The sequence below is a fragment of the Salegentibacter maritimus genome (assembly GCF_016236915.1).
Classification (GTDB): Bacteria; Bacteroidota; Bacteroidia; order Flavobacteriales; family Flavobacteriaceae; genus Salegentibacter; species Salegentibacter maritimus.
Genome location: NZ_JAEHOK010000011.1, coordinates 13041 through 35642, shown reverse-complemented (window position 1 = coordinate 35642; position 22602 = coordinate 13041). Strand labels below are relative to the sequence as shown.

26 protein-coding genes are annotated in these 22602 nt (G+C 36.2%); 9 read left to right on the top strand and 17 right to left on the bottom strand.

The window, feature by feature from the left end; genetic code table 11:
* Positions 1-158: 158 nt before the first annotated feature.
* The 6 genes from I6U49_RS09685 to I6U49_RS09660 all read right to left on the bottom strand — a co-directional run bounded on the left by I6U49_RS09685 (position 159) and on the right by I6U49_RS09660 (position 4070).
* Positions 159-395, bottom strand: coding sequence for a hypothetical protein (locus I6U49_RS09685; protein ID WP_198628518.1), 237 nt, complete (start codon positions 393-395; stop codon positions 159-161).
* 43 nt (positions 396-438) lie between these two features.
* Complete coding sequence (locus I6U49_RS09680; RefSeq protein WP_198628517.1) at positions 439-1257, bottom strand: GIN domain-containing protein; 819 nt, start codon at positions 1255-1257, stop codon at positions 439-441.
* 63 nt (positions 1258-1320) lie between these two features.
* The gene (locus tag I6U49_RS09675) at positions 1321-1464 is read right to left on the bottom strand and encodes a hypothetical protein (RefSeq protein ID WP_198628516.1); all 144 of its coding nucleotides are present in this window, start codon (positions 1462-1464) and stop codon (positions 1321-1323) included.
* A gap of 5 nt (positions 1465-1469) precedes the next feature.
* Complete coding sequence (locus I6U49_RS09670; RefSeq protein ID WP_198628515.1) at positions 1470-3197, bottom strand: PspC domain-containing protein; 1728 nt, start codon at positions 3195-3197, stop codon at positions 1470-1472.
* A complete protein-coding gene (locus tag I6U49_RS09665; protein ID WP_057480798.1) occupies positions 3190-3534 on the bottom strand; it encodes a PadR family transcriptional regulator in 345 nt (114 codons plus the stop codon). The genes I6U49_RS09670 and I6U49_RS09665 overlap by 8 nt, the downstream gene beginning before the upstream one ends.
* A complete protein-coding gene (locus I6U49_RS09660; protein ID WP_198628514.1) occupies positions 3531-4070 on the bottom strand; it encodes a DUF4870 domain-containing protein in 540 nt (179 codons plus the stop codon). Before I6U49_RS09660 ends, I6U49_RS09665 begins: the two co-directional genes overlap by 4 nt.
* 144 nt (positions 4071-4214) lie before the next feature.
* Here I6U49_RS09660 and I6U49_RS09655 point away from each other — a divergent pair, with 144 nt between their 5' ends.
* The 3 genes from I6U49_RS09655 (at position 4215) to I6U49_RS09645 (ending at position 5801) form a co-directional block, all read left to right on the top strand.
* Positions 4215-4667: a DUF4442 domain-containing protein gene (locus I6U49_RS09655; RefSeq protein WP_198628513.1), complete on the top strand. Its 453-nt coding sequence runs from the start codon at positions 4215-4217 to the stop codon at positions 4665-4667.
* Between the two features lies 1 nt (position 4668).
* The gene (locus I6U49_RS09650) at positions 4669-5469 is read left to right on the top strand and encodes a TIGR00266 family protein (protein ID WP_193710859.1); all 801 of its coding nucleotides are present in this window, start codon (positions 4669-4671) and stop codon (positions 5467-5469) included.
* A gap of 134 nt (positions 5470-5603) precedes the next feature.
* Positions 5604-5801: a hypothetical protein gene (locus I6U49_RS09645; RefSeq protein ID WP_193710860.1), complete on the top strand. Its 198-nt coding sequence runs from the start codon at positions 5604-5606 to the stop codon at positions 5799-5801.
* Between the two features lie 129 nt (positions 5802-5930).
* On the opposite strand, the gene I6U49_RS09640 is transcribed toward I6U49_RS09645, so the two are convergent.
* The 8 genes from I6U49_RS09640 to I6U49_RS09605 form a co-directional block, all read right to left on the bottom strand.
* Entirely contained in the window at positions 5931-6881 is a 951-nt protein-coding gene (locus I6U49_RS09640; protein WP_198628512.1) for a LysR family transcriptional regulator, read from the bottom strand.
* Between the two features lie 99 nt (positions 6882-6980).
* Positions 6981-7397, bottom strand: a complete 417-nt coding sequence (locus I6U49_RS09635; protein WP_198628511.1) for a DUF2141 domain-containing protein — start codon at positions 7395-7397, stop codon at positions 6981-6983.
* A gap of 201 nt (positions 7398-7598) precedes the next feature.
* Positions 7599-8930: a DUF58 domain-containing protein gene (locus I6U49_RS09630; protein ID WP_198628510.1), complete on the bottom strand. Its 1332-nt coding sequence runs from the start codon at positions 8928-8930 to the stop codon at positions 7599-7601.
* Positions 8930-9931 carry an AAA family ATPase gene (locus I6U49_RS09625; RefSeq protein ID WP_198628509.1) on the bottom strand — a complete coding sequence of 334 codons (1002 nt, stop codon included), beginning with the start codon at positions 9929-9931 and terminating at the stop codon, positions 8930-8932. The genes I6U49_RS09630 and I6U49_RS09625 overlap by 1 nt, the downstream gene beginning before the upstream one ends.
* Positions 9912-11126 (bottom strand): DUF4350 domain-containing protein, encoded by a 1215-nt coding sequence (locus I6U49_RS09620; RefSeq protein WP_198628508.1) that lies wholly within the window; start codon positions 11124-11126, stop codon positions 9912-9914. Before I6U49_RS09620 ends, I6U49_RS09625 begins: the two co-directional genes overlap by 20 nt.
* Positions 11119-11877, bottom strand: coding sequence for a DUF4129 domain-containing protein (locus I6U49_RS09615; protein ID WP_198628507.1), 759 nt, complete (start codon positions 11875-11877; stop codon positions 11119-11121). Before I6U49_RS09615 ends, I6U49_RS09620 begins: the two co-directional genes overlap by 8 nt.
* Positions 11877-12734 (bottom strand): hypothetical protein, encoded by an 858-nt coding sequence (locus I6U49_RS09610; protein ID WP_198628506.1) that lies wholly within the window; start codon positions 12732-12734, stop codon positions 11877-11879. Before I6U49_RS09610 ends, I6U49_RS09615 begins: the two co-directional genes overlap by 1 nt.
* Positions 12715-13692, bottom strand: coding sequence for a stage II sporulation protein M (locus I6U49_RS09605; protein WP_193710868.1), 978 nt, complete (start codon positions 13690-13692; stop codon positions 12715-12717). The genes I6U49_RS09610 and I6U49_RS09605 overlap by 20 nt, the downstream gene beginning before the upstream one ends.
* Before the next feature lie 35 nt (positions 13693-13727).
* Here I6U49_RS09605 and I6U49_RS09600 point away from each other — a divergent pair, with 35 nt between their 5' ends.
* The gene (locus I6U49_RS09600; RefSeq protein WP_198628505.1) at positions 13728-14444 is read left to right on the top strand and encodes an RDD family protein; all 717 of its coding nucleotides are present in this window, start codon (positions 13728-13730) and stop codon (positions 14442-14444) included.
* Here I6U49_RS09600 and I6U49_RS09595 read toward each other — a convergent pair whose 3' ends face one another.
* On the bottom strand, positions 14445-15203 hold the full coding sequence (locus tag I6U49_RS09595; RefSeq protein ID WP_198628504.1) for a peptidylprolyl isomerase: 759 nt from the start codon (positions 15201-15203) through the stop codon (positions 14445-14447). It abuts the gene before it with no gap.
* On the opposite strand from I6U49_RS09595, the gene I6U49_RS09590 reads away from it, so the two are divergent.
* The 3 genes from I6U49_RS09590 (at position 15202) to I6U49_RS09580 (ending at position 17629) form a co-directional block, all read left to right on the top strand.
* Positions 15202-15843, top strand: a complete 642-nt coding sequence (locus tag I6U49_RS09590) for an NUDIX hydrolase (protein ID WP_198628503.1) — start codon at positions 15202-15204, stop codon at positions 15841-15843. The two genes, I6U49_RS09595 and I6U49_RS09590, sit on opposite strands and share 2 nt — an antisense overlap.
* Positions 15844-16006: 163 nt before the next feature.
* Complete coding sequence (locus I6U49_RS09585) at positions 16007-16804, top strand: lysophospholipid acyltransferase family protein (RefSeq protein ID WP_198628502.1); 798 nt, start codon at positions 16007-16009, stop codon at positions 16802-16804.
* 33 nt (positions 16805-16837) lie between these two features.
* Complete coding sequence (locus I6U49_RS09580) at positions 16838-17629, top strand: tRNA pseudouridine synthase A (RefSeq protein WP_198628501.1); 792 nt, start codon at positions 16838-16840, stop codon at positions 17627-17629.
* On the opposite strand, the gene recQ is transcribed toward I6U49_RS09580, so the two are convergent.
* Both recQ and I6U49_RS09570 read right to left on the bottom strand, forming a co-directional pair.
* A complete protein-coding gene (recQ, locus tag I6U49_RS09575) occupies positions 17626-19743 on the bottom strand; it encodes a DNA helicase RecQ (protein ID WP_198628500.1) in 2118 nt (705 codons plus the stop codon). The two genes, I6U49_RS09580 and recQ, sit on opposite strands and share 4 nt — an antisense overlap.
* A gap of 68 nt (positions 19744-19811) precedes the next feature.
* Entirely contained in the window at positions 19812-20477 is a 666-nt protein-coding gene (locus I6U49_RS09570) for a C1 family peptidase (protein WP_198628499.1), read from the bottom strand.
* Between the two features lie 308 nt (positions 20478-20785).
* Between I6U49_RS09570 and ychF the strand changes: the two genes are divergently transcribed.
* Both ychF and I6U49_RS09560 read left to right on the top strand, forming a co-directional pair.
* Positions 20786-21880, top strand: a complete 1095-nt coding sequence (gene ychF, locus I6U49_RS09565; protein ID WP_193710876.1) for a redox-regulated ATPase YchF — start codon at positions 20786-20788, stop codon at positions 21878-21880.
* Positions 21881-21974: 94 nt separating this feature from the next.
* Positions 21975-22571 carry a class I SAM-dependent methyltransferase gene (locus I6U49_RS09560; protein WP_232804687.1) on the top strand — a complete coding sequence of 199 codons (597 nt, stop codon included), beginning with the start codon at positions 21975-21977 and terminating at the stop codon, positions 22569-22571.
* Positions 22572-22602 lie beyond the last annotated feature (31 nt).

The following is a 22602-nucleotide window of genomic DNA, read 5'->3' as shown; positions in this document are numbered from 1 at the left end:
TAATTTAAGATACTAAATACGCATAAAAAAAGCCCCGGAAATGGGACTTTTAAAATAATTTTTAGATTTGACTCGATAATCGGGACCTAAGTTGTTAGTCTTGCCCCAAAAGCAAAAAACTTTATTTAATGCCATGTTGACTTACTAAGAGTAATTCACTAGTTGTCGTCATTATCAATTTTTACTTTTTTCTTTATCTCGCCATCATCTTCTTTGATTTTGATCTTTTTGTCATCGGTCTTTACCTTAATTTTATCTTCTTTTACCTTAACCTTTGCATCTTCTTCTTCGGCCAATTGTTCTATTTCAGATTTTTCCTCTTCCTGCTCTCTACAGGATACAAAGCTTAAACTTAAGGCCAATAGTATTAAAACAGATTTTAAAGCGATTTTCATAATTATTGGTTTTAATGGTTTAGTTAAATGTATTTAAAAAAGTTTAATCTTTTTTAGATAACACTGCATTTTCAGAAAATTCTAACAATTCTACTTTAGGATTAGCATAAAGGTCTATTTCACTTCTATTTTTTGCGGTAAGGGTTAATGTTTCTAAAACCTCGATTTCGTTTTTAGATTTACCCTCGGCAATAACTACGGCCGTTTTTGCGCTTAATTTTTTCCCATCGAACACTGAAGAATGTTCAGAACGAAGCTGAAGATCATTTACTTCTCCTTCAATTTTAGCTTTTGCTTTTTCATACGTATCAACCTTAAATTTTTGGGCATTTACCAGTGCTTCCATTTCACTGGAACCATTAAGCTGAAAATAAGCATTCTCTGCCGTAAGGTTTAACTCTATTTCAGCATCTTCTTCGTTGTAAAGGTCGAATTTAGTGGTTGTAAGAGTTAGATATATTTTTGCACCTTCTTTAGCAGTTATTTTAAGCTCCTCGGCGTAAAGCTCTCCTTCGGCTTCTAATTCTATGTTTCCTCCAACGTTTATTTGCTGAAGATTTTTAGGATAGGTAATTGTGATTTTCTGAGATTTACTGCGGCCTATTTCTTTTGAGGGCTTTATAAATAAAGTACCGTTTACCACTTCAGAACGAATTATGCTGTGCAGGTTATCATCAGCTTCAACTTCTATCATTGCGGTATTTCCATTTTTAAGTCTTACGTCAGAATTCCCAATTAACTCTACACTATTAAAGTCTGGTAGACGATTTTTTTCAGTAGTAACATTGCCGCTTCCTGTTATTTTATTACTGCCACAGCTAGCCAGCAGGATAGATCCGAAAAGTAAAAGTAGTTTTTTCATCAAAAATATTTTTAATGGCAAAGATAATAAAAAAGCCTCCCGAAGGAGACTTTTAAGAATTGCTTAGCATTCGTAAACGCTTATAGTGCACTTTCTGGCTAAAAATTGATGACATTCTATATAATCTTTAACCATCTTTTCATTTTCTACTACCGGCTCTCCTAAATTAAAGACCACCAATAGTACCTGTAAAATTAGTTGAATCATAATTTTTAATTTTGGTTATTGGTTTCGTCGTTTTCAACCGGGGTCTTATATATTTTTACCCCGCTGGTATTAAGTTGAATATTAACTTCTTCTTCCCCGGAATTAATTCGGGCGTTAAAATCACCTTCTTCGTCCCATTCATCTTCACTTTCCATATCCCATTCTTCAATTGGGCAGTCTTCACATATAGCTTCATCTTCGGTGATTTTCAGGTATTTTTCTTCATCACCGGAAATTAATATATCTCCCCAATAATCGGTGTTTCTATGAAAGCTACCGGTGTTATTATCTGCAAAGAGCGTAGTGCCTTCCGGAAGGTAGAGCGTAACCTTTACTTCCTGATCCCGAAACTTATATTGAGCAGGGGAAGTAAAAAAACCGTCTAATAATAGCTCACCTCCGCTAAAACTTGTGTTATAGGTAATATTCTCAGCTCGGTCTTTTGCCTCTTTGTAATCTTTGCCCTCTGCCGACTTTATTACTTCTAATTTTGCAAGTGAATCTTTAGTAGCTTTTACAATGAGACGAACATCTGAACTATACAATACTTTTTCATCGTTTTCATCATATTTTATTTTGAATTCTGAACTTCTGTAAATGCTGGAAGAGTAATTAGAATTTCCCTGCATTGCGAGGTAAAGAGTATCGTTTGCTGAAATAGGAAGCGTTTCAGTAACAACTTGTTCCCCATCAAATGCACGATGTGTTGCCTGTTGTATTCCTATAATTGCAGCTCCAACCAGGGCGAGTATCCAAAGTCCAAGCAGTACCAATTTTGCAGGAGTTCCAATAGACTTTAATTTGCCTACCAGGATTTTTAATCCTAAAACAAAAAGGAAGAAAAACGGAATTCCTACAATTAAAAAACTCAATAGCCATAATAGCCAGAGTGGGGCACCACTAACCGCCATTTCTACATAACTACTCCAGGGAGCGTCTATAATACCAAAGGTCCCTACGGTGAACAAACCTACAAACAGGCTAATTAATACAGAACCTGCCAGTATTATTAGAACAATACCTATTAGTTTGACAAAAACCTTTAAAATAAAGGCAATTACATCACCAATTGCCGTTGCGGCAGAGGTCGCACCGCTTTTGGCCTGATTGCCGTATTTTTGATAATCTACATCTTTTACTTTTCCGGTAACATTGTCAAAACCCTCACGAATTTTTTTTTCAATATTACTAATGGTTACTTCTTCGCCACGCATAGCCAATTTATCGGCTGTGCTTTTAGCTTCCGGAACAAAGATCCAAAGGGCAATGTAAATTAGAATAAAAGCCCCACTGGAAAAAATAGTAAGCAATATCCAGAGTAAACGCACCCAAATAAAGTCGATTCCCAAATAATGTCCCAGTCCTGAAGAAACACCACCTACATAAGAGTGTTCGGTATCTCTAAACAGTTGTTTGCCTGGAGACTTTGTGGTTTTGGCCGCGGCCGGTTCATCTTCAAAGATTTCTTCATCTACCATATAATCTTCGGGTTGACCCATGATGGCAATTACTTCTTCTACTTCTTTAAGTCCTATAACCTGGCGGTCTTCTTTCTTTTTCTCATTAAAAAGTTCAGCAATACGCGCTTCAATATCAGCTATAATTTCATCTCTTCCCTGGGTATTGGTAAAAGAACGTTTTATGGCGTCCAGGTAATGCTGCAGTTTGGTATAGGCATCCTCATCTATATGAAAGAATATACCGGCAAGATTTATATTTACTGTCTTATTCATGATTCTTGTTTTTTTGAGTGGTTACAATATTAACAGCGGTTTGCAGTTCGTTCCAGGTGCCGGTAAGCTCCTTAAGGAAGAGTTTTCCGGTATCGGTAAGTCCGTAATATTTTCTTGGTGGTCCGCTGCTGGACTCTTCCCAGCGATAACTAAGAAGTCCTGCATTTTTTAGCCTGGTCAATAAAGGGTAAATTGTACCTTCAACCACCAGTAATTTGGCGTCTTTAAGCGTGTCTAGAATTTCGGCTACATACGCATCTTCATCTTTTAATACCGAGAGAATGCAGTATTCCAATACACCTTTACGCATTTGAGCCTTGGTGTTTTCTATCTTCATAGCGTTTGGTTTTTAGGGTTGTTAAACTGTTCATTTTTTGATTGTTGATGGTTAGTAAATTGATGATTATTTGAATCTTTTCCAATAAAGTTGATGCAAAGAGGAAAAGAGTAATTTTCTCCGTTACTGGCTTTTATACTTGCACTTATCACAGCAAATATTTCCAGGAAAAATAAGGCAGCCAGTAAAATGGCAAATACAGCAATGGTAACAACTATAGAGATTGCCTGCCCAAGTTCGTTTATATATAATTGTTCGGCTCCAATTACGATAGGCATATCAAGACCTAATCTAAGGGCCTGGAAAACCACAATGGCCAAACCTATGGAGAATAAAAGAATGGTATAAAGAAAAAGACTAATTTGAAAATTGATTGCTTTTCTGCCATGCTCATCTATAAAAGACTTTTCTTTTTTAGTTAACCATAAGATCAATGGAAAAATAAAATTCCCCAAAGGAATGATAAACTTCGAAAAGACCGACAAATGCAAGATTGTGGCCATTGTTTTTTCTTCTTTTGCTATCTTTAAATCCATAACCTAATAATTTATATAACAAATATATATCTAAAAGAAGGTATTTTGCAAAGCATAGTACTAAATATTAACATAAATTTATGATTTTTGTAGTCTAAGGATATTGATTAATTTGAATACTTTTATTAAACCAAATACTTCATAATGACATTAAACAAGAGTAAACTCAATAAATTTTTAATGCTAAAACTGCCCAGTGCCTGGATTTGTGGAGTACGGGTTGGTGAGATTGAAGAGAATACCTGTAAAGTAACTGTAAAGCATAAATGGATAAACCAAAACCCATTTAAAAGTATGTATTTTGCAGTGCAGGCAATGGCAGCCGAATTAAGTACCGGGGCTTTGGTTATGGGGAAAATTAGAAATTCGAATAAAAAAATTTCTATGTTGGTAGCCCAGAATCGTGCACAGTTTACCAAAAAAGCCACAGGAAAAATAAGCTTTTACTGTTATGATGGTCATTTAATAGATGAGGCCATCAATAAAACATTAGAGACAGGAGAGGGGCAAACTTTCTGGATGAAATCTACCGGGATGAATAGCACGGGGCAACAGGTTGCCGTATTTGAATTTGAATGGACTATTAAAGCAAAATAATATGAATGCACATGAGATAGATTACCAAATTTTTGGCGAAGAAATGCAATATGTAGAACTTGAACTGGATCCGAGGGAGGCCGTAATTGCCGAGGCTGGCAATTTTATGATGATGGACGATGGCATAAAAATGGATACTATTTTTGGAGATGGGGCGAAAGAAAATGAAGGTTTTTTAGGAAAAGTATTAGGGGCCGGAAAACGTTTGCTTACGGGAGAAAGCTTGTTTATGACAATTTTTAGTAATGAAATTCAGGGAAAAAAGCGTATTAGTTTTGCCTCGCCGTATCCCGGAAAAATTATTCCTATAGATCTTACACGTTACGGAAATAAATTTATTTGCCAAAAGGATGCTTTTTTGTGTGCCGCTAAGGGGGTTGCAGTAGGTATTGAGTTTAGCAAAAGGTTGGGGCGTGGCTTTTTTGGAGGTGAAGGTTTTATAATGCAAAAACTTGAGGGAGACGGGATGGCATTTGTTCACGCAGGAGGTACTATGGCCAGAAAAGAATTATCTCCAGGTGAGAAATTAAAAATAGATACCGGGTGTATAATTGGTTTTACCCAGGATATAGATTATAATATAGAGTTTGTAGGCGGAATAAAAAATACAATTTTTGGGGGAGAGGGACTTTTCTTTGCAACCCTAACCGGCCCAGGAACCGTTTATGTGCAATCTTTACCTTTTAGCCGTCTCGCTAACAGGATTTGGCAGGCAGCGCCACAAGGTGGAGGAAAAGATAAAGGAGAAGGTAGTATTCTAGGCGGGATAGGAGATGTTATTAGCGGCGATCGAAATTTTTAGAATCGTTAAACACTTGTGAAACTAAAGGATAATTAGAAATTTTTAGTATCTTTAGAAAATTCTAAAATCTACAGCCTATTATTAAATTTCTACTCTTTTTTTTAAACCTAACGCTAATCTAAATCTTTCAAATTATGGCGAGAGCGATGTTTGAATACACCAAAACTGTGCTTGACAAAGTTAGTTTTGATCCTAATCTTTTTTGTAGGGAAGTGAAAAAAGCACTTCATAGACTATTACCTCACGAAATAGAGGAATTACGTATCTGGATAACTGCTTTAACCACTAAGAATCCAGAGCTTAATCAATGTTTAATTCTTTTAAAAACATAAAAAAAGCGGCTTTTGGGCCGCTTTTTAATCTCTAATTCAGTTTTAATTACTTCCTTTAATGGCCGGAGGTCAAGTGGCATTTTTCTAAAAAATACCAACTGGATTTTCTTTCCATTAGTTATACTATTTCTAAAAGGTTTTGTTTTTGTTTAACGGGCTTATAATATTTACATTATGAAAAGTAATAGCTCCTTTTACAACCCCGGCAATAGTACTTCTAATAGCTTCAATAATTTGCATTTTTAATTCACTTCTATTGTAGATAAGGCTTACTTCCCTGGCGGGAACAGGGTCTTTAAACATTCTTAGGTTTTTCTTTTCGTTGTCCTTTAAATCTAGTGTATGTAGATAAGGTAGAAGTGTCATGCCCAATCCTTCATTTGCCAATTTGATTAAAGTTTCAAAACTACCGCTTTCCAGTTGAAAGTGATCTTCGTCATAATTTCGGGACGACTTGCATAAATTAATAATTCCATCTTTAAAACAATGCCCATCCTCTAAAAGAAGCATATCATCTATATCAAGATCGTTTATTTCAATTTTATCTTTATGGTGTAACCTATGTGCATTTGGAATATAACCAACAAAAGGTTCGTAATAAAGTACATTTTCCTTAATGCCCGGTAATTCCAAAGGTGTTGCCGCAATGGCAGCATCTAGATGCCCTTCTCTTAAGCGCTCAATAATGGCTTCGGTGTTTAGCTCCTCTATTTTAAGCTTTACCTTAGGATATTTTTTAATAAAATTATTGATAAACATGGGCAGTAAAGTAGGCATTATCGTGGGGATTACTCCCAACTTAAAAATACCTCCTACAAAACCTTTTTGTTGATCTACGATGTCTTGGATTCTATCGCTTTCGTTTACAATATTTCGGGCTTGTTGTACAATTTTTTGGCCTGTTTCGGTTAATTGAATAGGCTTTTTTGTTCTATCAAATATTTGTACATCCAGTTCTTCTTCAAGTTTTTGAATTTGCATACTTAATGTAGGCTGGGTAACAAAAACCTTTTGAGCCGCTTTGGTGAAATTTTTATGTTCCGCCACAGCCAATACATAATGCAGTTGTGTAATTGTCATAAAATTGAAAGCTTATTAATACTGCAAATGTATTGGTTTTTTCTATTATAAATTAATATAGATATGATTTTATCTATGTTAATTTCATATTCTTTGGCTTTAAAATGTAAGGTTTATGTCTTTTTGGGAACCATCAAATTGAAATTTCGCATCTTCCCATAGAGGTGGGCCGTATAAATTTATTTGATTGTTAGAGATTCCATAATTTTCTTGAGAAACACCATTTGTATCAAAATCCATTCGTTCATTTCCATTCTTATCATGATAGGCAGATATGGCATAGGTGCCAGGTGGAACTTCAGTAAAGCTTACTTTAGCTATTCCGTTTTTAATTAAAGTTACTTCTCCCTTTAGGGGCTCTTTTTTCAGAAAATTAGCTTCCGTGAAAAGTCCGAAATATATTATTCCTTTTTCCGAAGAGAGGTTGTCTACGTTTACGGTAATAGTTCCTATTTTTTCCTGGCAAAAAGCTAAGCTGCTAAGGAATAGGCTAATTAAAATGGCAATTGTTTTCATAATAACATAGTTTTTATTGGTTTATATATCAAAACTATATAGATGAACGCTGCCTGCTTATTATTTTTTACCGAATTGTGAATTTTGAATACTGAACTGTGATTTTTTTATTTAGTACCTGAAAATGTAAATAATCATCTGGGATATAGGCGCAATTGAAGCAGTTTATTATTTTGTTTCTCGTTTTGCGCAATGAATAGCCTAAAGTATTCCGCGTGCTTTTATTTCAAGATATTTGTTAATTGCGTTAATACTAAGGTCTTCAGGTTTGGTAAGTAGGGTGTTAATGCCGTGTTTTCGTAATTCAGCGGCCATTAATTTTTTATCGTGCGCAAAGCTTTCAGCGATTACCTGGTGGGCTAAATCGGTAGTGTTGTTTGGCTTGCTTGATATAACCTTATCTAAGGCTGTATTTTCAAAAAATATAACTACCAGCACATGTTTTTTATTGATGGCTTGTAAATATGGAAGCTGTCTTTTTAATGCCGAAATATGCTCAAAATTAGTATAGAGCATAAGTAAACTACGTTGCGGAATGTTTTTACGCAAATTGCTATATAGCATACTAAAATCTGAATCGGGGAACTGTGTATTAATAGCATATAAGCGTTCCATAATTTGTTGCAACTGACTTAATTTTGCATTGGCTTTAAGTATACTTTCAATTTTTTTGGAAAAAGAAAGCATACCTACTTTGTCTTTTTTCTTAAGCGCAATATTAGAAAAAGCAAGGCTACTGTTAATAGCATAGTCCAATAAGCTTAAACCATTAAATGGCATTTTCATAACCCTACCGGTATCTATTATGGAATAAATTGGTTGTGCTTTTTCATCCTGAAATTGGTTCACCATAAGATCGCCATGTTTAGCAGTAGCTTTCCAGTTTATGGTCCTTATATCGTCTCCCGGCACATATTCTTTAATTTGTTCAAATTCCATAGTATGACCAATCCTCCTAATTTTCTTTAAGCCTGGCTGTGATAAACGATTATCTATCGCCAAAAAGTCCAGTTTTTTCATTTGAATGAATGAAGGGTAGACTTTAAGCATTTGGTCTTTCCCAAAAATACTTCTGCGTTTTGCAAGTCCTATTTTGGTAGAGGTGTAGATATTAAGTTTTCCGAAGAAATATTCACCACGGGTAACCGGCCTTAGGGAATAGCTGAATTTCTCGGTAGCACCGGCCGTAATTTTTAATTGTTTAAAAAAATCTCGCTTTTGAAATTGTATGGGAACTTCATCTATAATTTCTACTATAACCGAAAATCCATAATGATTCTCCAGAATAATTTCTACGTCGTTTTCATCAGAATTTGAAAACTTCTGAGGTAGAATTCTTTCAGCGTTTACCTGGTTGTTTTTATAAAGACTTACTAAATCGGCTAGAAAAAAGAAGAATAAAATCAAGCTTAAAACCCAGGTTATCGCATATAGGTTCTCAAAGAAATAAGAGAATAGAAAAAGTAATGCGAGCGTAAATATCGCATAGAAAAAACGCTGGTTTAGATATAAAGATTTGAAGAATTTTAGCACTAACGTGGAATTTCTACAGATTGGGAAATCATTTCTATTACTTCTTTAGCGGTAACCCCTTCCATTTCCCTATCAGGACTAATAATAAGTCGGTGGGCCAATACAGGATTTAGTACTTTTTTAATGTCTTCAGGAATCACAAAATCTCTTCCGTTAATGGCGGCAAAAGCTTTTGAAGCGTTCATTACAGCTATAGAAGCCCGGGGAGAAGCGCCAAGATAAATATGTGAGTGATTTCGGGTTTTTCCTACAATACTGGCAATATAATGCATCAGCTTTTCTTCAATAATTATTTCCTGGATTTGATCCTTTAATTCTTTTAGGTTTTTAGGGTCTAAAATTGCTTCAATTTGAGAAATAGGTTGGGAGCCTTTGCGCTCATGATGCGTTTTTAGTATAGCAATTTCATCATCAAGTCCCGGGTAGCCTACTTCAATTTTAAACAAAAAACGGTCTAGTTGCGCTTCGGGTAAAGCGTAAGTACCTTCTTGTTCTATTGGATTTTGTGTGGCCAGTACCATAAATGGTGCCTCCAAATTATGCTGAACCCCGTCTATGGTAATTTGACGTTCTTCCATGACCTCAAAAAGAGCGGCCTGGGTTTTAGCCGGGGCACGGTTAATCTCATCTATTAAAACAATATTAGAAAAAATGGGACCGGGTTTAAATTCAAATTCGCTTTTTTGAGCATTTAAAACCGATGTTCCCAAGACATCGCCCGGCATAAGATCTGGTGTAAATTGAATACGGCTAAAATTGGTATTTAGGCTTTTGGCGAATAGTTTGGCCGTTAAGGTTTTGGCAACACCGGGAACACCTTCAATTAAAACGTGGCCGTTGGAGAGCAATCCGGCTATTAGCAATTCTACAAATTCATTTTGCCCAACAATAACCCTGGCTAGTTGATTTTTTAAATTTGAAACCGCTTCTTTGAGATCGTCTAAAGGAATACGACTATCAAAATTTAGGGATTCGGTTTCTTTATTTTCCTGATTTTCCATTGGAGTGCGATTTAAAATTATTTATGGCTTCGGCAAGTTCTAAAAAGTCAGTTTTGCCGGCATTCTTCTTAGTAGAAAAGTGTTGTATTTTTTTAAATAGTTTCTTCCCGTCAGCAATACTGTTTCCAGATTTTGCTGCCAGTAAAATATAGAATTCTTCGTCTATATTTTTGGTTGAAATTCTATAATTTATTCTAATATACTCTAAAAATAAATTGATTTTTTGAGAGATTAATTTAGCATATTCTTTTTCCTCCAGGTAGAGATCGCCAAGGGTTTTGGCGTATTCATAACTCTGGTTTTTTAATGGGTTTACAATTGGAATTGCGCGTTGCTTTCGCTTTCCTTCAAAAAGAATAAAAAGGATGCAGCCTGCCAATAAGAAATAATAAGCCCATTTAAGTTGGTTTTGGCTAAGGAGCAAATAAAGTGGGGAAGCGTAAAAACTTTTTCCCGCCTTGTAATAGTTGTCTAAAAATACGGGATTCCTTTTGTTTATGTAGGCTAAAATTTTCTCTGCATATTCATAATTCTGTTGTGATAGAAGAAAGTAGTTACTAAAGGCCTCAGGAGTACTATGCAGGTAGATTGTTCCTTCTCCAAACCTTGCACTTATAAAATTAGGCTGTTTGTTGCCTTCATCGCCCTGAATATTGATTAGCCCATGCACATGAATATTGCTACTATCTCTTTGCTCAAAATAAAGAGGTGAAAATTCATTGGTAAATTTAAATCCGGTCTCGTTTTTTAAAGCGGTGTTTTTAAAATTTAGTTCGGGTTTTGAGCTTAGATCGTTTTTAGGAATAAAGACTTTGGTTTCCAGTTGAAGCGTATCCAGTAAAGCCGGACTTATATTTCTGGCCGAAACAAATAATTCGTTTCCTTTACTCGTCCAATTAAGTAAAATATCCAATTCATCTGTATCGAAAGCCGCAGCATTATTCAGGAAAAAATAAGTGCCGTTCTTAAGACTATCGGTAAGTTTTTCGAAAGGTGGAATGCTTACTTCTTCCAGATCCCATTTTTGTGTACTCTTCCAGCTTTCGTAAAAAACCAAACTTCCAAGCGGTATTTTATCATCGCTCATATAACTGGGCGTCCAGTTTACGGGTTCGGGCTCGGTAGCTTCAAGGTAAGTTAGGAAAACAACCAGGAGCAGGAAAAAACCAAAAAATACTTTTGATGTTTTATTCATGAATTCCCGATTTTAAGCTTTCTTCCATTTTCTTAAACTCCCCATTTACCTTTGTAAAACGTTCTTTAGACAGGTTAAAATCTCCATACCAGATAAAATCGTACAAGCGGGTAATTTTAATGAACTGTTCTTTTATTTTAGTTTCCTTTATTTCATTAATATAATCTTCGTTTGTTTTTTGAAATCGATAAGATATGTGTTTGTTTTTGTCCAGTATGCGAAGACTTTTTAAATATAAATATCGAACCGCCAAACGGTAATTTTCATCATCGATTGCCCGATCGATTAGGGAGGAAATATCAGCTGTTTTTACAATTTCTTCTTCTTTTTGAAGATTTATAGTTCCCTTTATAGGCTCTGCCATAACGGCATTTGCAGGGTTTAAACGAATAAAAAGCCAGGTAATTACTACAATTACCAAAACAAGTAATAGATAGGGCAGGGCCTGTAGAACAGCACTCCAAAAAGCATTGGTTTGGTAATCGCCAAAAAGCCATTGCAAAAATGCGTTCCATTTTAAGTTTAGCCAACGTTTTAAGCGGGTCCACCAGGAATCTTCTTCAATTTTTTTTAAATAATCAAATGCTTTTTCAGTTTTATATGCTTCAATTTTTTCCGAATCAAAATCAGCTTGCTCCAGTGCGGGCTCGAGTGTGCTTTGACTCAAGTCTATCGCATTAGTACCCAACTGTTCCTGCGGAATAAAGTTTCCGAAGAAAAATAAATTTAAAAAAAGCAGAAATTTAATCATTAATCGTTTTTGCCAAGATTTTCAATGCTTTCGTAGGCACCGGTAAAATATTTTTGCTCATTTAGGTTATAATACACAAACGCAACCCCAATTGGCGTGATGGCATAAAGTAAATATTGAATGGCTGAAGATATAATAGTTAAGCTTAGGTAAACCCAGTCGAATATATCGGCGACGTTAGGGCCAGAAGCGGCGTTTTCTTCCATTATCGTAAACATTTTAATAAAGCTGTAAATAAGCACCGGAATTTGAAAAACAAAGCTTATAACATACACGATAAGCCAAATAAGAAATAAGCTTATAAAGCTCATCCACCAGTTGTTTTTTATTAAATGAAAACCTTCAGAAATACTACCGCCAATACTTTCGTTTTTAAAAACAAGAACGGCGGCTGCAATACTTAAGGGAACACTCAAATATATTCCGGGGATAATAAAAATTATAAGTCCAACGAAAATTAGAATCCAGGTAATCGCTCCAAGCCCAAACATTTTTCCCAGGTCTGTTTTAACACCCTTTTTAATTTCGTCCTGGTTTATCTCTCCTTTATTGTGTACATATGATTTTACAAAATGAAAGGCTGCCACATTCATAACAGCAAAATATAAAAGAAGGCCAATGAACAGTGAGCCAAAACTTATAAAAAAACCACCATCCTGGTTAAACATAAAGGTATTACCTATGGTGCTGTAGGTGTAATAGGATACCGCAGCAATTAAAAGTAAAAAAGCAGGCCAGATTATTTGTACAATACTTTTAAAATAGGCTTTATAGTTTTCGCGAATAAATTTGAAGGTATAACTAATAATGTCTCCAATTTCCCGCTCTTGCTTAAAATTAATGTAATCTGGCTTCATGAATTTGTTTTTTATGTAAAATATGAGGGTAAAAAATATAGTAGAATAAAATAAGGGCTAAAGAACTACCAATTATTAAAATGGCCAACCAATCTGGCATTTGGGTTTGTCTGGTTACAAAACCCTCCAGGAAACCGGCAATAATAAAAAAGGGAACAGTGCTAATTACAATTTTAAGTCCGTTTTTCACTCCTTTGGTAAACGAGTTTAGACGAGTGTAAGTTCCCGGAAATAGTATGCTTTTTCCAAGTACCAAACCGGCGCATCCTGCAATTATTATTACTGAAATCTCTATAGTTCCATGAATCCAAATGGTTCTGGCCGATTCCCATAACAGACCCTGATCGTAAAAGAAATATTGAAAAGAGCCTAGCATTATCGCATTTTGCATTAAGATAAAAACCGTTCCTATGCCCGCTAGAACCCCCATACTAAAGGCCATTAAAGAGACTCGTATATTATTTATAGTAATACCCAGAAACATATCTGTAGCTGCCATTTTTTTGTACACCGCCATAGGATCACCTTCGGCGATATTTTGCAGGGTCATATTTACATAAGCATCTCCTAAAATACCTCTTACAAAAGTATGATCTGAGGCTGCTGAAAATGCACCTACTGCAGAAAAAAGGCTGAAAATTAAAAAGCTAAGTAATAATTGTTTCTGAAAATTGTAAAAGAATAACGGGAATTCTTTTGTAAAAAACGTGATAAAACGGTTTTGGGATTCCTTTTTGTTCTTATAAATCCTTTGATGTGCAGAAGCGGCTAATTGATTTAAATAAGTAGTAGTGTTGCTTTTAGGGTAAAATGTTTTAGAGTAGCTTAAGTGGTCGCTAACTTCAATATAAATATCAGAAAGCTGTTCGGCCGGTACCCTGTTGTTTTTATTTTGAAGCAGGCTTTCAAACCTCAGCCATTTATCCTTATTTTGCTTTATAAAAGCAGCCTCTCGCATGTTTTCTTTTATTAAGACTCAAAGAAACAGATTAAATGGATAATTTTCAAATAGAAACCGCTCAAAATATTAGTATTAATCAGAATGTTGCCAGCGTGGGCGACCGTATACTGGCATTTGTAGTAGACGTATTTATTATAGGTGTTTATATAGTAATTAGTTCACTGGCACTGGCAGGTACCGGGTTAGATACTGCGGGCCAATGGGTTTACTATTTGGTAATGGGGCTTCCAACCTTGCTTTATTATTTGTTGTGGGAAAGTTTATATAATGGGCAAACCCCTGGTAAGGCCGCTTTGCAAATTAGGGTGGTAAAGTTAGATGGTAGCAGGCCTGCTTTCGCTGAGTATTTAATTAGATGGCTACTACGTTTTATAGATATTTCCCTTAGTAGTGGAGCTATTGCAGTAGTGACTATTTTACTTAATGGAAAAGGACAGCGTTTAGGTGATCTTGCGGCAAAAACAACGGTAATTTCAGAAAAACCCAGAACTAATTTAAGTCGAAGTCTAGGAGTAGACCTGCCCGAAGGCTATCAACCCAAATATCCCCAGGTAAGCCTTTTAAAAGATGCCGATGTGCAGAATATTAAAAATTTGTATCAAACCGCTAAAATAAATCGTAATCACCAACTTATTTTATCGCTTTCAGATAAATTGGCCGAATTACTGGAAACCCAACCCCAGGAAGCCCCTATGGAATTTGTACAGCAAGTAATTAGCGATTATAACTATTATACACAGCGGTTGTAATTAGTCTATAATTTCAATATCCATTTCTACATTGTCTATGGGCCATTCAGACTGGCCGGTTTTAACTTTTGCGATTTTTTCAGCTACATCCATTCCTTTGGTAACACGCCCAAAGACAGTATGGTCGTTATTTAGGTGCGGGGTTCCATTTTTATCCATCACAATAAAGAACTCGAAGGGAGAAGAAGCTTTACTCACATTTTGTTCGCTGTATTTTGCTGCTGAAAACGCTCCATAGGTATGTTTATGCCCGGCTTTAAATTCGCTTGGAATAAGGTAATCGCCAATTTGTGAACGTTTTCTTGGGGTAGCTATATTATCTGAGTTTCCACCCTGAATTACAAAGCCGGGGGCTACACGATGAAAAAAGGTGTTGTTGAAATAGTCTTTTTTTACCAACATTATAAAATTAGCACGATGTAAAGGCGTGTCGTGATAAAGCTTTACTTCAATATTTCCAAAACTGGTAATTATGCGAATATGGTTTTCTGGGTTTTCTTTTCCATATGCTGTTAAAAATGGAATTAGTTGCTCTTGTGGAATAGGGAATCTATCATCGGTTTCTTTTTCATCTTTAGTAGCTTTTGCTTCTTTTTTAGAATATTTAGCTTTTAGAGAGTCTATTTTTGAAGTTTTCTTAGTAACTTCTTCTTTGGTAGAGCCACTTTCCAGGGTGTTTTTACTGGAAGATTCCTTATCTTCACAGCTTGCAAAAGAAAGAATTAGGAAAAGATATAAGATAGAAAGCGAGGTTTTCATGGATTTTAAGGATTTTAAAGACAGGGTACCAAAATTAAAAAAAATTGGACTTCCGGGAGAAAAGGCGCATCATAAATTAGTGCCGGGGAATCGTCGTGAGGTTATGAAAAACCTGGATATTAATAGTCTTAAGCCTAATAAAGCGGGTGTTATGGCAGTTTTTTATCCTAATAACCTGGGGAAAACGCATTTGGTATTAATTCTAAGGAAAACCTATAAAGGAGTTCATTCTAATCAAATTGGTTTTCCCGGCGGGCGTGTAGAGCCCGAAGACGAGAGCCTTGAGCAAACCGCATTACGGGAAACCGAGGAAGAGGTTGGGATCCCCCGGAATAAAATAGAAGTAATAAAGGAACTTACTCGTTTGTATATTCCGCCCAGTAATTTTTGGGTGCAGCCTTATTTGGGCTTTATGCAAGAAACCCCAACTTTAATTGCACAGGAGAGCGAAGTAGAACGCATTTTAGAGGTAGATTTAGACCACTTTTTAGATCATTCTAATTTTGTGACCGAAGAATTAAGTACCAGCTATGCCAGCAGAATGCGCGTGCCGGCGTTTAAACTAAATGAACAAATTGTATGGGGAGCTACCGGGATGATGCTTAGCGAAATACGAGAAATATTTAGAAAGAGCTTCTAAAACCTAAGAATTGCTATATTTGCGCGGCTTAATTTTTATTATATAATCGATATTTAAATAGTGTTCGCGCTGTTTCAAAATTAATTGGTTAGATATCGTGAACTGGAATCTTAACCTAATGGAACTATAGGTTTACGGGAAAGTAAGAATTGAAATTTAAACTATGGGATTAGTAAAGAGAAATCCGTTTGGACACATTTTATTTCTGAAAAAGTGGCTTATCCGTATTTTTGGATTGCTAACCCACCGTCGTTATCGTGGTTTTAATGAATTAAACATTGAAGGTTCAGAAATCATTAAAAACCTTCCCGAAACAAATGTGCTTTTCGTTTCTAACCATCAAACTTATTTTGCCGATGTCACAGCTATGTTCCACGTTTTTAACGCCAGTTTAAGCGGCAGGGTAGATACCATAAAAAACATTGGGTACATCTGGCAGCCTAAACTTAATATTTACTATGTAGCTGCCAAAGAAACCATGAACGCGGGTTTGCTTTCCAGGGTAATGGCTTATGCAGGAGCTGTAAGTGTAGAGCGTACCTGGCGGGCAAAAGGGCAGGAAGTAGAGCGTAAGGTAAATCCTAACGATACCAAAAATATAGGGGTAGCTTTAAAAGACGGTTGGGTAATTACTTTCCCTCAGGGTACAACCAAACCTTTTAAACCTATTAGAAAGGGGACAGCCCATATTATTAAACAATATAAGCCTGTTGTAATCCCTATTGTAATAGATGGCTTTAGACGATCTTTTGATAAAAAAGGAATCAGGATTAAGAAACGGGGTATTCTACAAACCATGCAAATTAAAGAGCCGCTTCAAATAGATTATGAAAATGATTCGGTAGAAGAGATTGTAAACAAACTGGAATACTCCATAGAGCAGCACTCTTCCTTTATGAAGGTGATTCCGCCGGAAGCTGTAAAGGAAATGGAAGAACTAAACAAAAAAAGGAAATATTAATAACTTTATTTCAAACCCCCGAAATAGATAGATTTGCAACCCAGGCGTTATTTTTACTTAATTAAAATTCAGTATTTAGGTTATCGGTTACACGGTTGGCAAAAGCAGCCCGATGTAAAAACGGTAGAAGAGTTAATCACTAAAACCCTTAGATATGTGTTGCCTGAAGAAAAATTTAAAATTTTAGGCACCAGTAGAACCGATGCCATGGTATCTGCTCAGGAATCGGCTTTTGAGCTGTTTTTAGATTACCAGCCATTAAACGATTTAGATGAATTCTTAAAAGAGTTCAATCTTAATTTGCCACAGGATATTCGGGCACTTTCTATAACCGAAGTAGATGCAAAGTTTAATATAATTCAACATCCAAAACTTAAGGAATATGCGTACCTGTTTAGTTTTGGAGAAAAAAACCATCCGTTTTGTGCACCTTTAATGGCGAATTTTCAATTTGATTTGGATATCGAATTAATGAAAAAGGGAGCCAGGCTTTTTGAAGGTAAACACCAATTTAGGAATTACTGTGTGCGGGTTTCCAAGAACAGTAAATTTGAGCGCGAGATCATAAAATCTGAATTAGTAGAAAACACCGAAATAACCGCCAGTTTTTTTCCTGAGAAATCTTATATTTTTCATATTCATAGCGCCGGTTTTTTAAGACACCAGGTAAGGCTTATGATGGGCGCTTTATTACAGCTTGGCAAAGGGGAATTAAGTTTAACAGATCTTGAAAACAGCTTAAAACCGGGCGTGCAAATGCAAATGAACTATGTTGTGCCGGCTTCAGGATTGCTTTTAAATAAAATTGGCCTGGAAGATTTTTAAACCTCTGCTTCCTGTTTTTCCAGGACAGTTAAAGCCAACCGAATACTACCGTAATCTATGGCACCTTCAAAATGTTCAAAATACACTTTTAAACCTTCGGGGTTTTTTAGTTCGGCTTTTGCTTTTTCAATAGCTTTAAAATCGGCTTTAGAAATATATTTTAATGGGTCTACTGCTTCATTTTCAACATATAGTTTAGCTAAATGCGAATAAATGGTGGTAATAGACAATTCCCGTTTTTGGGCTATTTCCTCTAAACTTAAACCTTCATTTAATAAATTAAGGGTTGCCTTGTAGGTATTTGATTTTTTTCTCTTTTTGTTAGTTCGTTTGGCTTTACTGAAAGCGATAATCTCTTTGATGAACTCATAGCCGTAATCCTGCATTTTTTGTCTTCCCACACCATTAATTTGAAGAAATTCATCATCGGTCATAGGGCGGGACTTCTCCATTTCCTTTAAGGTTGCATCATTAAAGATAAGGTAGGCAGGGATTTCTTCTTCCCGGGCAATTTTTAAACGCAATTGCCTTAATTTTTCGAAAAGGGAATTATCGGAAGAATTTTCTTCAACAATATTTTCTTCACGACGTTTGAGCTTTTTTCGATCGGGAACTTCGGCAAGTTGTACTTTTTCACCTTCAAAAAGCACATTTTTTGCCATGGAAGTGAGCTGTAGGTTATTGCCCCTGTGAAAAGCAATCTCTATATAACCAAGGTTAATAAGTTGAATAATATACTGTTGCCAATGATGCCAGGAAATATCTTTGCCTATACCAAAGGTTTTAATTTGCTGATAATTTTTGCTGAAAACTGCTTCGTTTTGTGAACCGCGAAGCACATCTATCACTAAAGTAATAGGTTCATTCTCCTTTAGCCTGAAAATACAGGAAAGGGCTTTTTGAGCGATTACTGTTCCATTAAAAAACTGCGGCGGATTCTTACAAATATCACAGTTGCCACAATCTTCTTGTTTTAACTCTCCAAAATAGCTTAATAATATTTTTCGCCTGCAGCTTAAAGCTTCCGAATATTGTTTCATTCGGTCTAGCTTTGCTAGCTGCACCTCTTCATTTCCTGAGTTTGAAGCAAATTTTTGTAGCTGCACCACATCGGCATAACTGTGAAAAAGCAAAGTATCTGAAGGCAACCCGTCCCTACCGGCCCTACCAATTTCCTGGTAGTAACCTTCCAGGTTTTTGGGCATGTTGTAATGAATTACCCAGCGAATATTAGATTTATCTATTCCCATCCCAAAAGCGATAGTAGCACAAATAATCTTTGAGTGATCGTTGATGAAATTATCCTGAATTTCAATGCGTTTTTCTGCCGGTAAACCGGCGTGGTAAGCTTCAGCCTCAAAACCTTTTCGTTGCAGTTTTTCAGCGATTTCTTCAGTGTTTTTCCTACTTAGGCAATAAATTATTCCGCTTTCTTTTTTACGTGTTTTAACGAAATTAGTTATTTGTTCAAAGCGTTTAATTCCGGCCCTCACATCTAAACTTAGGTTTTTCCTATCAAAAGAAGCGATGTGCTTTTTAGCCGTGGGTATATTTAATTGCCGGCAAATATCTTCGCGCGTCGCTTTATCGGCTGTAGCGGTTAGCGCAATCATTGGGGTAGTGGGGAATCGGTTTTTTAAATAACCCAACTGCGTATAAGCCGGTCTAAAATCGTGTCCCCAGCTAGAGATACAATGGGCTTCGTCTACTGCAATCAGGCTAATTTTTCCATCGGTCATAAACTTATCAACAAACTGTAGGCTTTCCGGGGCTACATAAAGCAATTTTAGTTCTTTGGAATCAATTTTTTTAAAGATTTCCTGTTGCTGGCTTTCTGTTTGGCTGCTGTTTAAAAAAGCGGCGGGAATGCCATTGGCAGTAAGCCCATCTACCTGGTCTTTCATTAAGGCGATAAGCGGCGAAATAACAAGGGTAATTTCAGGAAGCAAAATAGCAGGAAGCTGGTAGCAAATAGATTTACCGCCACCGGTGGGCATAATTACCAGGTTATCTTTTCCTGCAAAAACCGAATCTATTATTTTCTTTTGGAGTGGTCTAAAACTATCGTAACCAAAATATTCTTTAAGCGTATGTAAAACCCGGGTATCTTCCATAGCTGCAAAGTTAGTTTAAACTAATAATTAGCAAACAATGCCAGGTAGAAATATGGAAATCACCTATTTTAATATCGGGTTAACCTAGATTGAAAAGCAAAGGTTTTTATTTCGGCCACCATATTTTCGCCGCTTAAAGCTTTATAATCAGATATTCGAGTTTGCTTTGCGGCTTCAATTGCAGCTTCTCCAGGCTGGGTACTACATTCATCTTCTGTATAGGGAAAAATATCCAGTGCGGCCACGCCCTGGTTTTTAATTAAAGCAAGCGTTTCAGAGATAGAAGTCCCACCGCAGTCATCGGTTGTAAGTTGGTTGTAGGTATATGATGGGCTCAGAATATTTGCTTCAGAATAGGCAAGGTCCGATTCAATTTTTTCCTGAAAAGATTTCATGTAATAGCTGGTGGCCCAGGAAGCACAGGAACCCAATTCACCCTGATTGCCAACCGGTGGTAGAAATTCAGATAAATCAAAGCTTTCGGGTAAATCTTCGGGAATATTTAGCGCTTCCAGTAGGTTTTCAGTATCTATAGTGTAGTTTCCATTGCCTTCACAGTCTAATCCTGTAGCATATACTTCGCCATCTTCAGAAATAAACTGATTTTCGGTTTCCTGCGGTATTTCAGGACTTTCCGGGTTATTGCTACCGGAAGTATTTATATCGTCCCTGTCCGTATAACAGGAAATAAGACTTAATCCAATTGCTAAAAATAGTAGTTGAAGTTTTTTCATAATGGTTCCGGATGTTTTTATAAGTATTTAAGCATCAATGATTGCACCAATTTATTTAACTGCTGTGAGATATCTTTAATGATTTCAAAATAGTAGATATATTTATATGTTGAGCCTTTAATTATGTAATCCTAATTTGTCGCAAAACTTAAATAGCCTCATTATATGTTCACGGTTAATTATAAAAAAATGAATTCTTTAGGACACCCTTATTTTTAAGCTCTTTAGCTTATTAAAATACTATTTAAAAAGAAATTAGTGGCTGCCATGGAAAATATGTACATTTGCAGCCGCAAAAAATCAATACTATGAAAGCCGGAATTGTAGGATTACCAAATGTAGGAAAGTCGACACTTTTTAATTGTCTTTCTAACGCCAAGGCACAAAGCGCAAACTTTCCTTTTTGTACCATAGAACCTAACGTGGGAGTGGTGAATGTTCCAGATCCAAGAATCCAACGTTTAGAACATTTAGTAAATCCGGAAAAAGTACAACCGGCCACCGTAGAAATAGTAGATATTGCCGGTTTGGTAAAAGGAGCCAGCAAAGGCGAAGGCTTGGGGAACCAGTTCCTGGGAAATATTAGGGAGACCGATGCAATTTTGCATGTTTTACGTTGTTTTGAGAACGATAATATTGTACACGTAGATGGTTCTATAGATCCTATTCGGGATAAAGAAACCATAGATATGGAACTTCAGCTGAAGGATCTTGAAACCACCGATAAAAAGTTGGAGAAAGTAAAGCGTGCCGCCCGTACCGGGAATAAAGAAGCACAAAAAGAACTGGAGGCTTTAACCAAAGTAAAAGACGGTTTAGAAGCCGGAAAATCTGTTAGAGCTATTGATCTTACCGAGGATGAAAGAAAGGAATTTATAAAACCATTGCAATTTATTACCGATAAGCCGGTAATGTATGTTTGCAATGTAGATGAAGGTTCTGCGGTATCTGGAAATGAACACGTAGACAAGGTTAGGGAAGCGGTAAAGGAAGAAGGTGCTGAGGTTTTGGTGCTTGCCGTAGGAACTGAGGCTGATATTACCGAATTAGATGATTATGAAGAGCGCCAAATGTTCCTTCAGGATATCGGTCTGGAAGAGCCGGGAGCAGCTAAGTTAATTCGTGGAGCTTATAGTCTTTTAAATCTTCAAACTTATTTTACTGCCGGGGTAAAGGAAGTACGTGCCTGGACTATTCCTGTAGGTGCTACCGCGCCACAAGCTGCCGGAGTAATTCATACCGATTTTGAGAAAGGCTTCATTAGAGCTGAAGTAATTGCTTACGAAGATTTTGATACCTTAGGGAGCGAGGCAAAAGTAAAGGAAGCTGGAAAAATGCGTGTAGAAGGTAAAGAATACATCGTAAAAGATGGTGATGTAATGCACTTTAGGTTTAACGTATAATTCTTTATTAATTCTAAATATAAGTTTAAGAGCCGCTGTTTAAGTGGCTCTTTTTGTTTCCTATTTTCTTAATTTAGAGGAAACAGGAAGCCTTATGAAAGATAACTTTTCTTCACACTCTTCAGCTTATGCTACTTATAGACCTACTTACCCTAAAGCTTTGTATCAATTTTTAAAGGAAAAATTGAATACTACTGAAAATGTCTGGGATTGTGGCACCGGAAATGGGCAGGTGGCTGCAGAATTGGCAACTTTTTTTAAAGAAGTACAGGCTTCAGATATTAGTTGCCAACAATTAAAGCATGCAATTAAAAAAGATAATATTCATTATTCTTTACAAGCCGCAGAAAATACAGATTTCTCAGATAATAAATTCGATTTAATTACAGTGGCACAAGCTATTCACTGGTTCGATTTTGAGCAATTTTATAAAGAAGTAAACCGTGTTTTACAACCTAATGGTCTCATTGCGGTAATAGGTTATTCTTTATTTAGAAGCAACCCTGAAACCAATGCAGTTATTCTTAAGTTTTATCGTAATATTATTGGCGATTTTTGGGATAAAGAAAGACGCTACCTGGATGAACAGTATCAAACGATTCCTTTTCCATTTCAGGAAATAAAATCCCCGGGATTTCAGCAGGAATATACCTGGTCTTTTGAACATTTAGTAGGCTATTTAAACACCTAGAGTGCTGTAAAGCATTACGAAAAAGAAAAAG

What these genes read in the sequence shown, in the direction of transcription:
- I6U49_RS09685 (WP_198628518.1), bottom strand. Translation starts at nt 395, where the DNA reads ATGAAAATCGCTTTAAAATCTGTTTTAATACTATTGGCCTTAAGTTTA.
- I6U49_RS09680 (WP_198628517.1), bottom strand. Translation starts at nt 1,257, where the DNA reads ATGAAAAAACTACTTTTACTTTTCGGATCTATCCTGCTGGCTAGCTGT.
- I6U49_RS09675 (WP_198628516.1), bottom strand. Translation starts at nt 1,464, where the DNA reads ATGATTCAACTAATTTTACAGGTACTATTGGTGGTCTTTAATTTAGGA.
- I6U49_RS09670 (WP_198628515.1), bottom strand. Translation starts at nt 3,197, where the DNA reads ATGAATAAGACAGTAAATATAAATCTTGCCGGTATATTCTTTCATATA.
- I6U49_RS09665 (WP_057480798.1), bottom strand. Translation starts at nt 3,534, where the DNA reads ATGAAGATAGAAAACACCAAGGCTCAAATGCGTAAAGGTGTATTGGAA.
- I6U49_RS09660 (WP_198628514.1), bottom strand. Translation starts at nt 4,070, where the DNA reads ATGGATTTAAAGATAGCAAAAGAAGAAAAAACAATGGCCACAATCTTG.
- I6U49_RS09655 (WP_198628513.1), top strand. Translation starts at nt 4,215, where the DNA reads ATGACATTAAACAAGAGTAAACTCAATAAATTTTTAATGCTAAAACTG.
- I6U49_RS09650 (WP_193710859.1), top strand. Translation starts at nt 4,669, where the DNA reads ATGAATGCACATGAGATAGATTACCAAATTTTTGGCGAAGAAATGCAA.
- I6U49_RS09645 (WP_193710860.1), top strand. Translation starts at nt 5,604, where the DNA reads ATGGCGAGAGCGATGTTTGAATACACCAAAACTGTGCTTGACAAAGTT.
- I6U49_RS09640 (WP_198628512.1), bottom strand. Translation starts at nt 6,881, where the DNA reads ATGACAATTACACAACTGCATTATGTATTGGCTGTGGCGGAACATAAA.
- I6U49_RS09635 (WP_198628511.1), bottom strand. Translation starts at nt 7,397, where the DNA reads ATGAAAACAATTGCCATTTTAATTAGCCTATTCCTTAGCAGCTTAGCT.
- I6U49_RS09625 (WP_198628509.1), bottom strand. Translation starts at nt 9,931, where the DNA reads ATGGAAAATCAGGAAAATAAAGAAACCGAATCCCTAAATTTTGATAGT.
- I6U49_RS09620 (WP_198628508.1), bottom strand. Translation starts at nt 11,126, where the DNA reads ATGAATAAAACATCAAAAGTATTTTTTGGTTTTTTCCTGCTCCTGGTT.
- I6U49_RS09615 (WP_198628507.1), bottom strand. Translation starts at nt 11,877, where the DNA reads ATGATTAAATTTCTGCTTTTTTTAAATTTATTTTTCTTCGGAAACTTT.
- I6U49_RS09610 (WP_198628506.1), bottom strand. Translation starts at nt 12,734, where the DNA reads ATGAAGCCAGATTACATTAATTTTAAGCAAGAGCGGGAAATTGGAGAC.
- I6U49_RS09605 (WP_193710868.1), bottom strand. Translation starts at nt 13,692, where the DNA reads ATGCGAGAGGCTGCTTTTATAAAGCAAAATAAGGATAAATGGCTGAGG.
- I6U49_RS09600 (WP_198628505.1), top strand. Translation starts at nt 13,728, where the DNA reads ATGGATAATTTTCAAATAGAAACCGCTCAAAATATTAGTATTAATCAG.
- I6U49_RS09590 (WP_198628503.1), top strand. Translation starts at nt 15,202, where the DNA reads ATGGATTTTAAGGATTTTAAAGACAGGGTACCAAAATTAAAAAAAATT.
- I6U49_RS09595 (WP_198628504.1), bottom strand. Translation starts at nt 15,203, where the DNA reads ATGAAAACCTCGCTTTCTATCTTATATCTTTTCCTAATTCTTTCTTTT.
- I6U49_RS09585 (WP_198628502.1), top strand. Translation starts at nt 16,007, where the DNA reads ATGGGATTAGTAAAGAGAAATCCGTTTGGACACATTTTATTTCTGAAA.
- recQ (WP_198628500.1), bottom strand. Translation starts at nt 19,743, where the DNA reads ATGGAAGATACCCGGGTTTTACATACGCTTAAAGAATATTTTGGTTAC.
- I6U49_RS09570 (WP_198628499.1), bottom strand. Translation starts at nt 20,477, where the DNA reads ATGAAAAAACTTCAACTACTATTTTTAGCAATTGGATTAAGTCTTATT.
- ychF (WP_193710876.1), top strand. Translation starts at nt 20,786, where the DNA reads ATGAAAGCCGGAATTGTAGGATTACCAAATGTAGGAAAGTCGACACTT.
- I6U49_RS09560 (WP_232804687.1), top strand. Translation starts at nt 21,975, where the DNA reads ATGAAAGATAACTTTTCTTCACACTCTTCAGCTTATGCTACTTATAGA.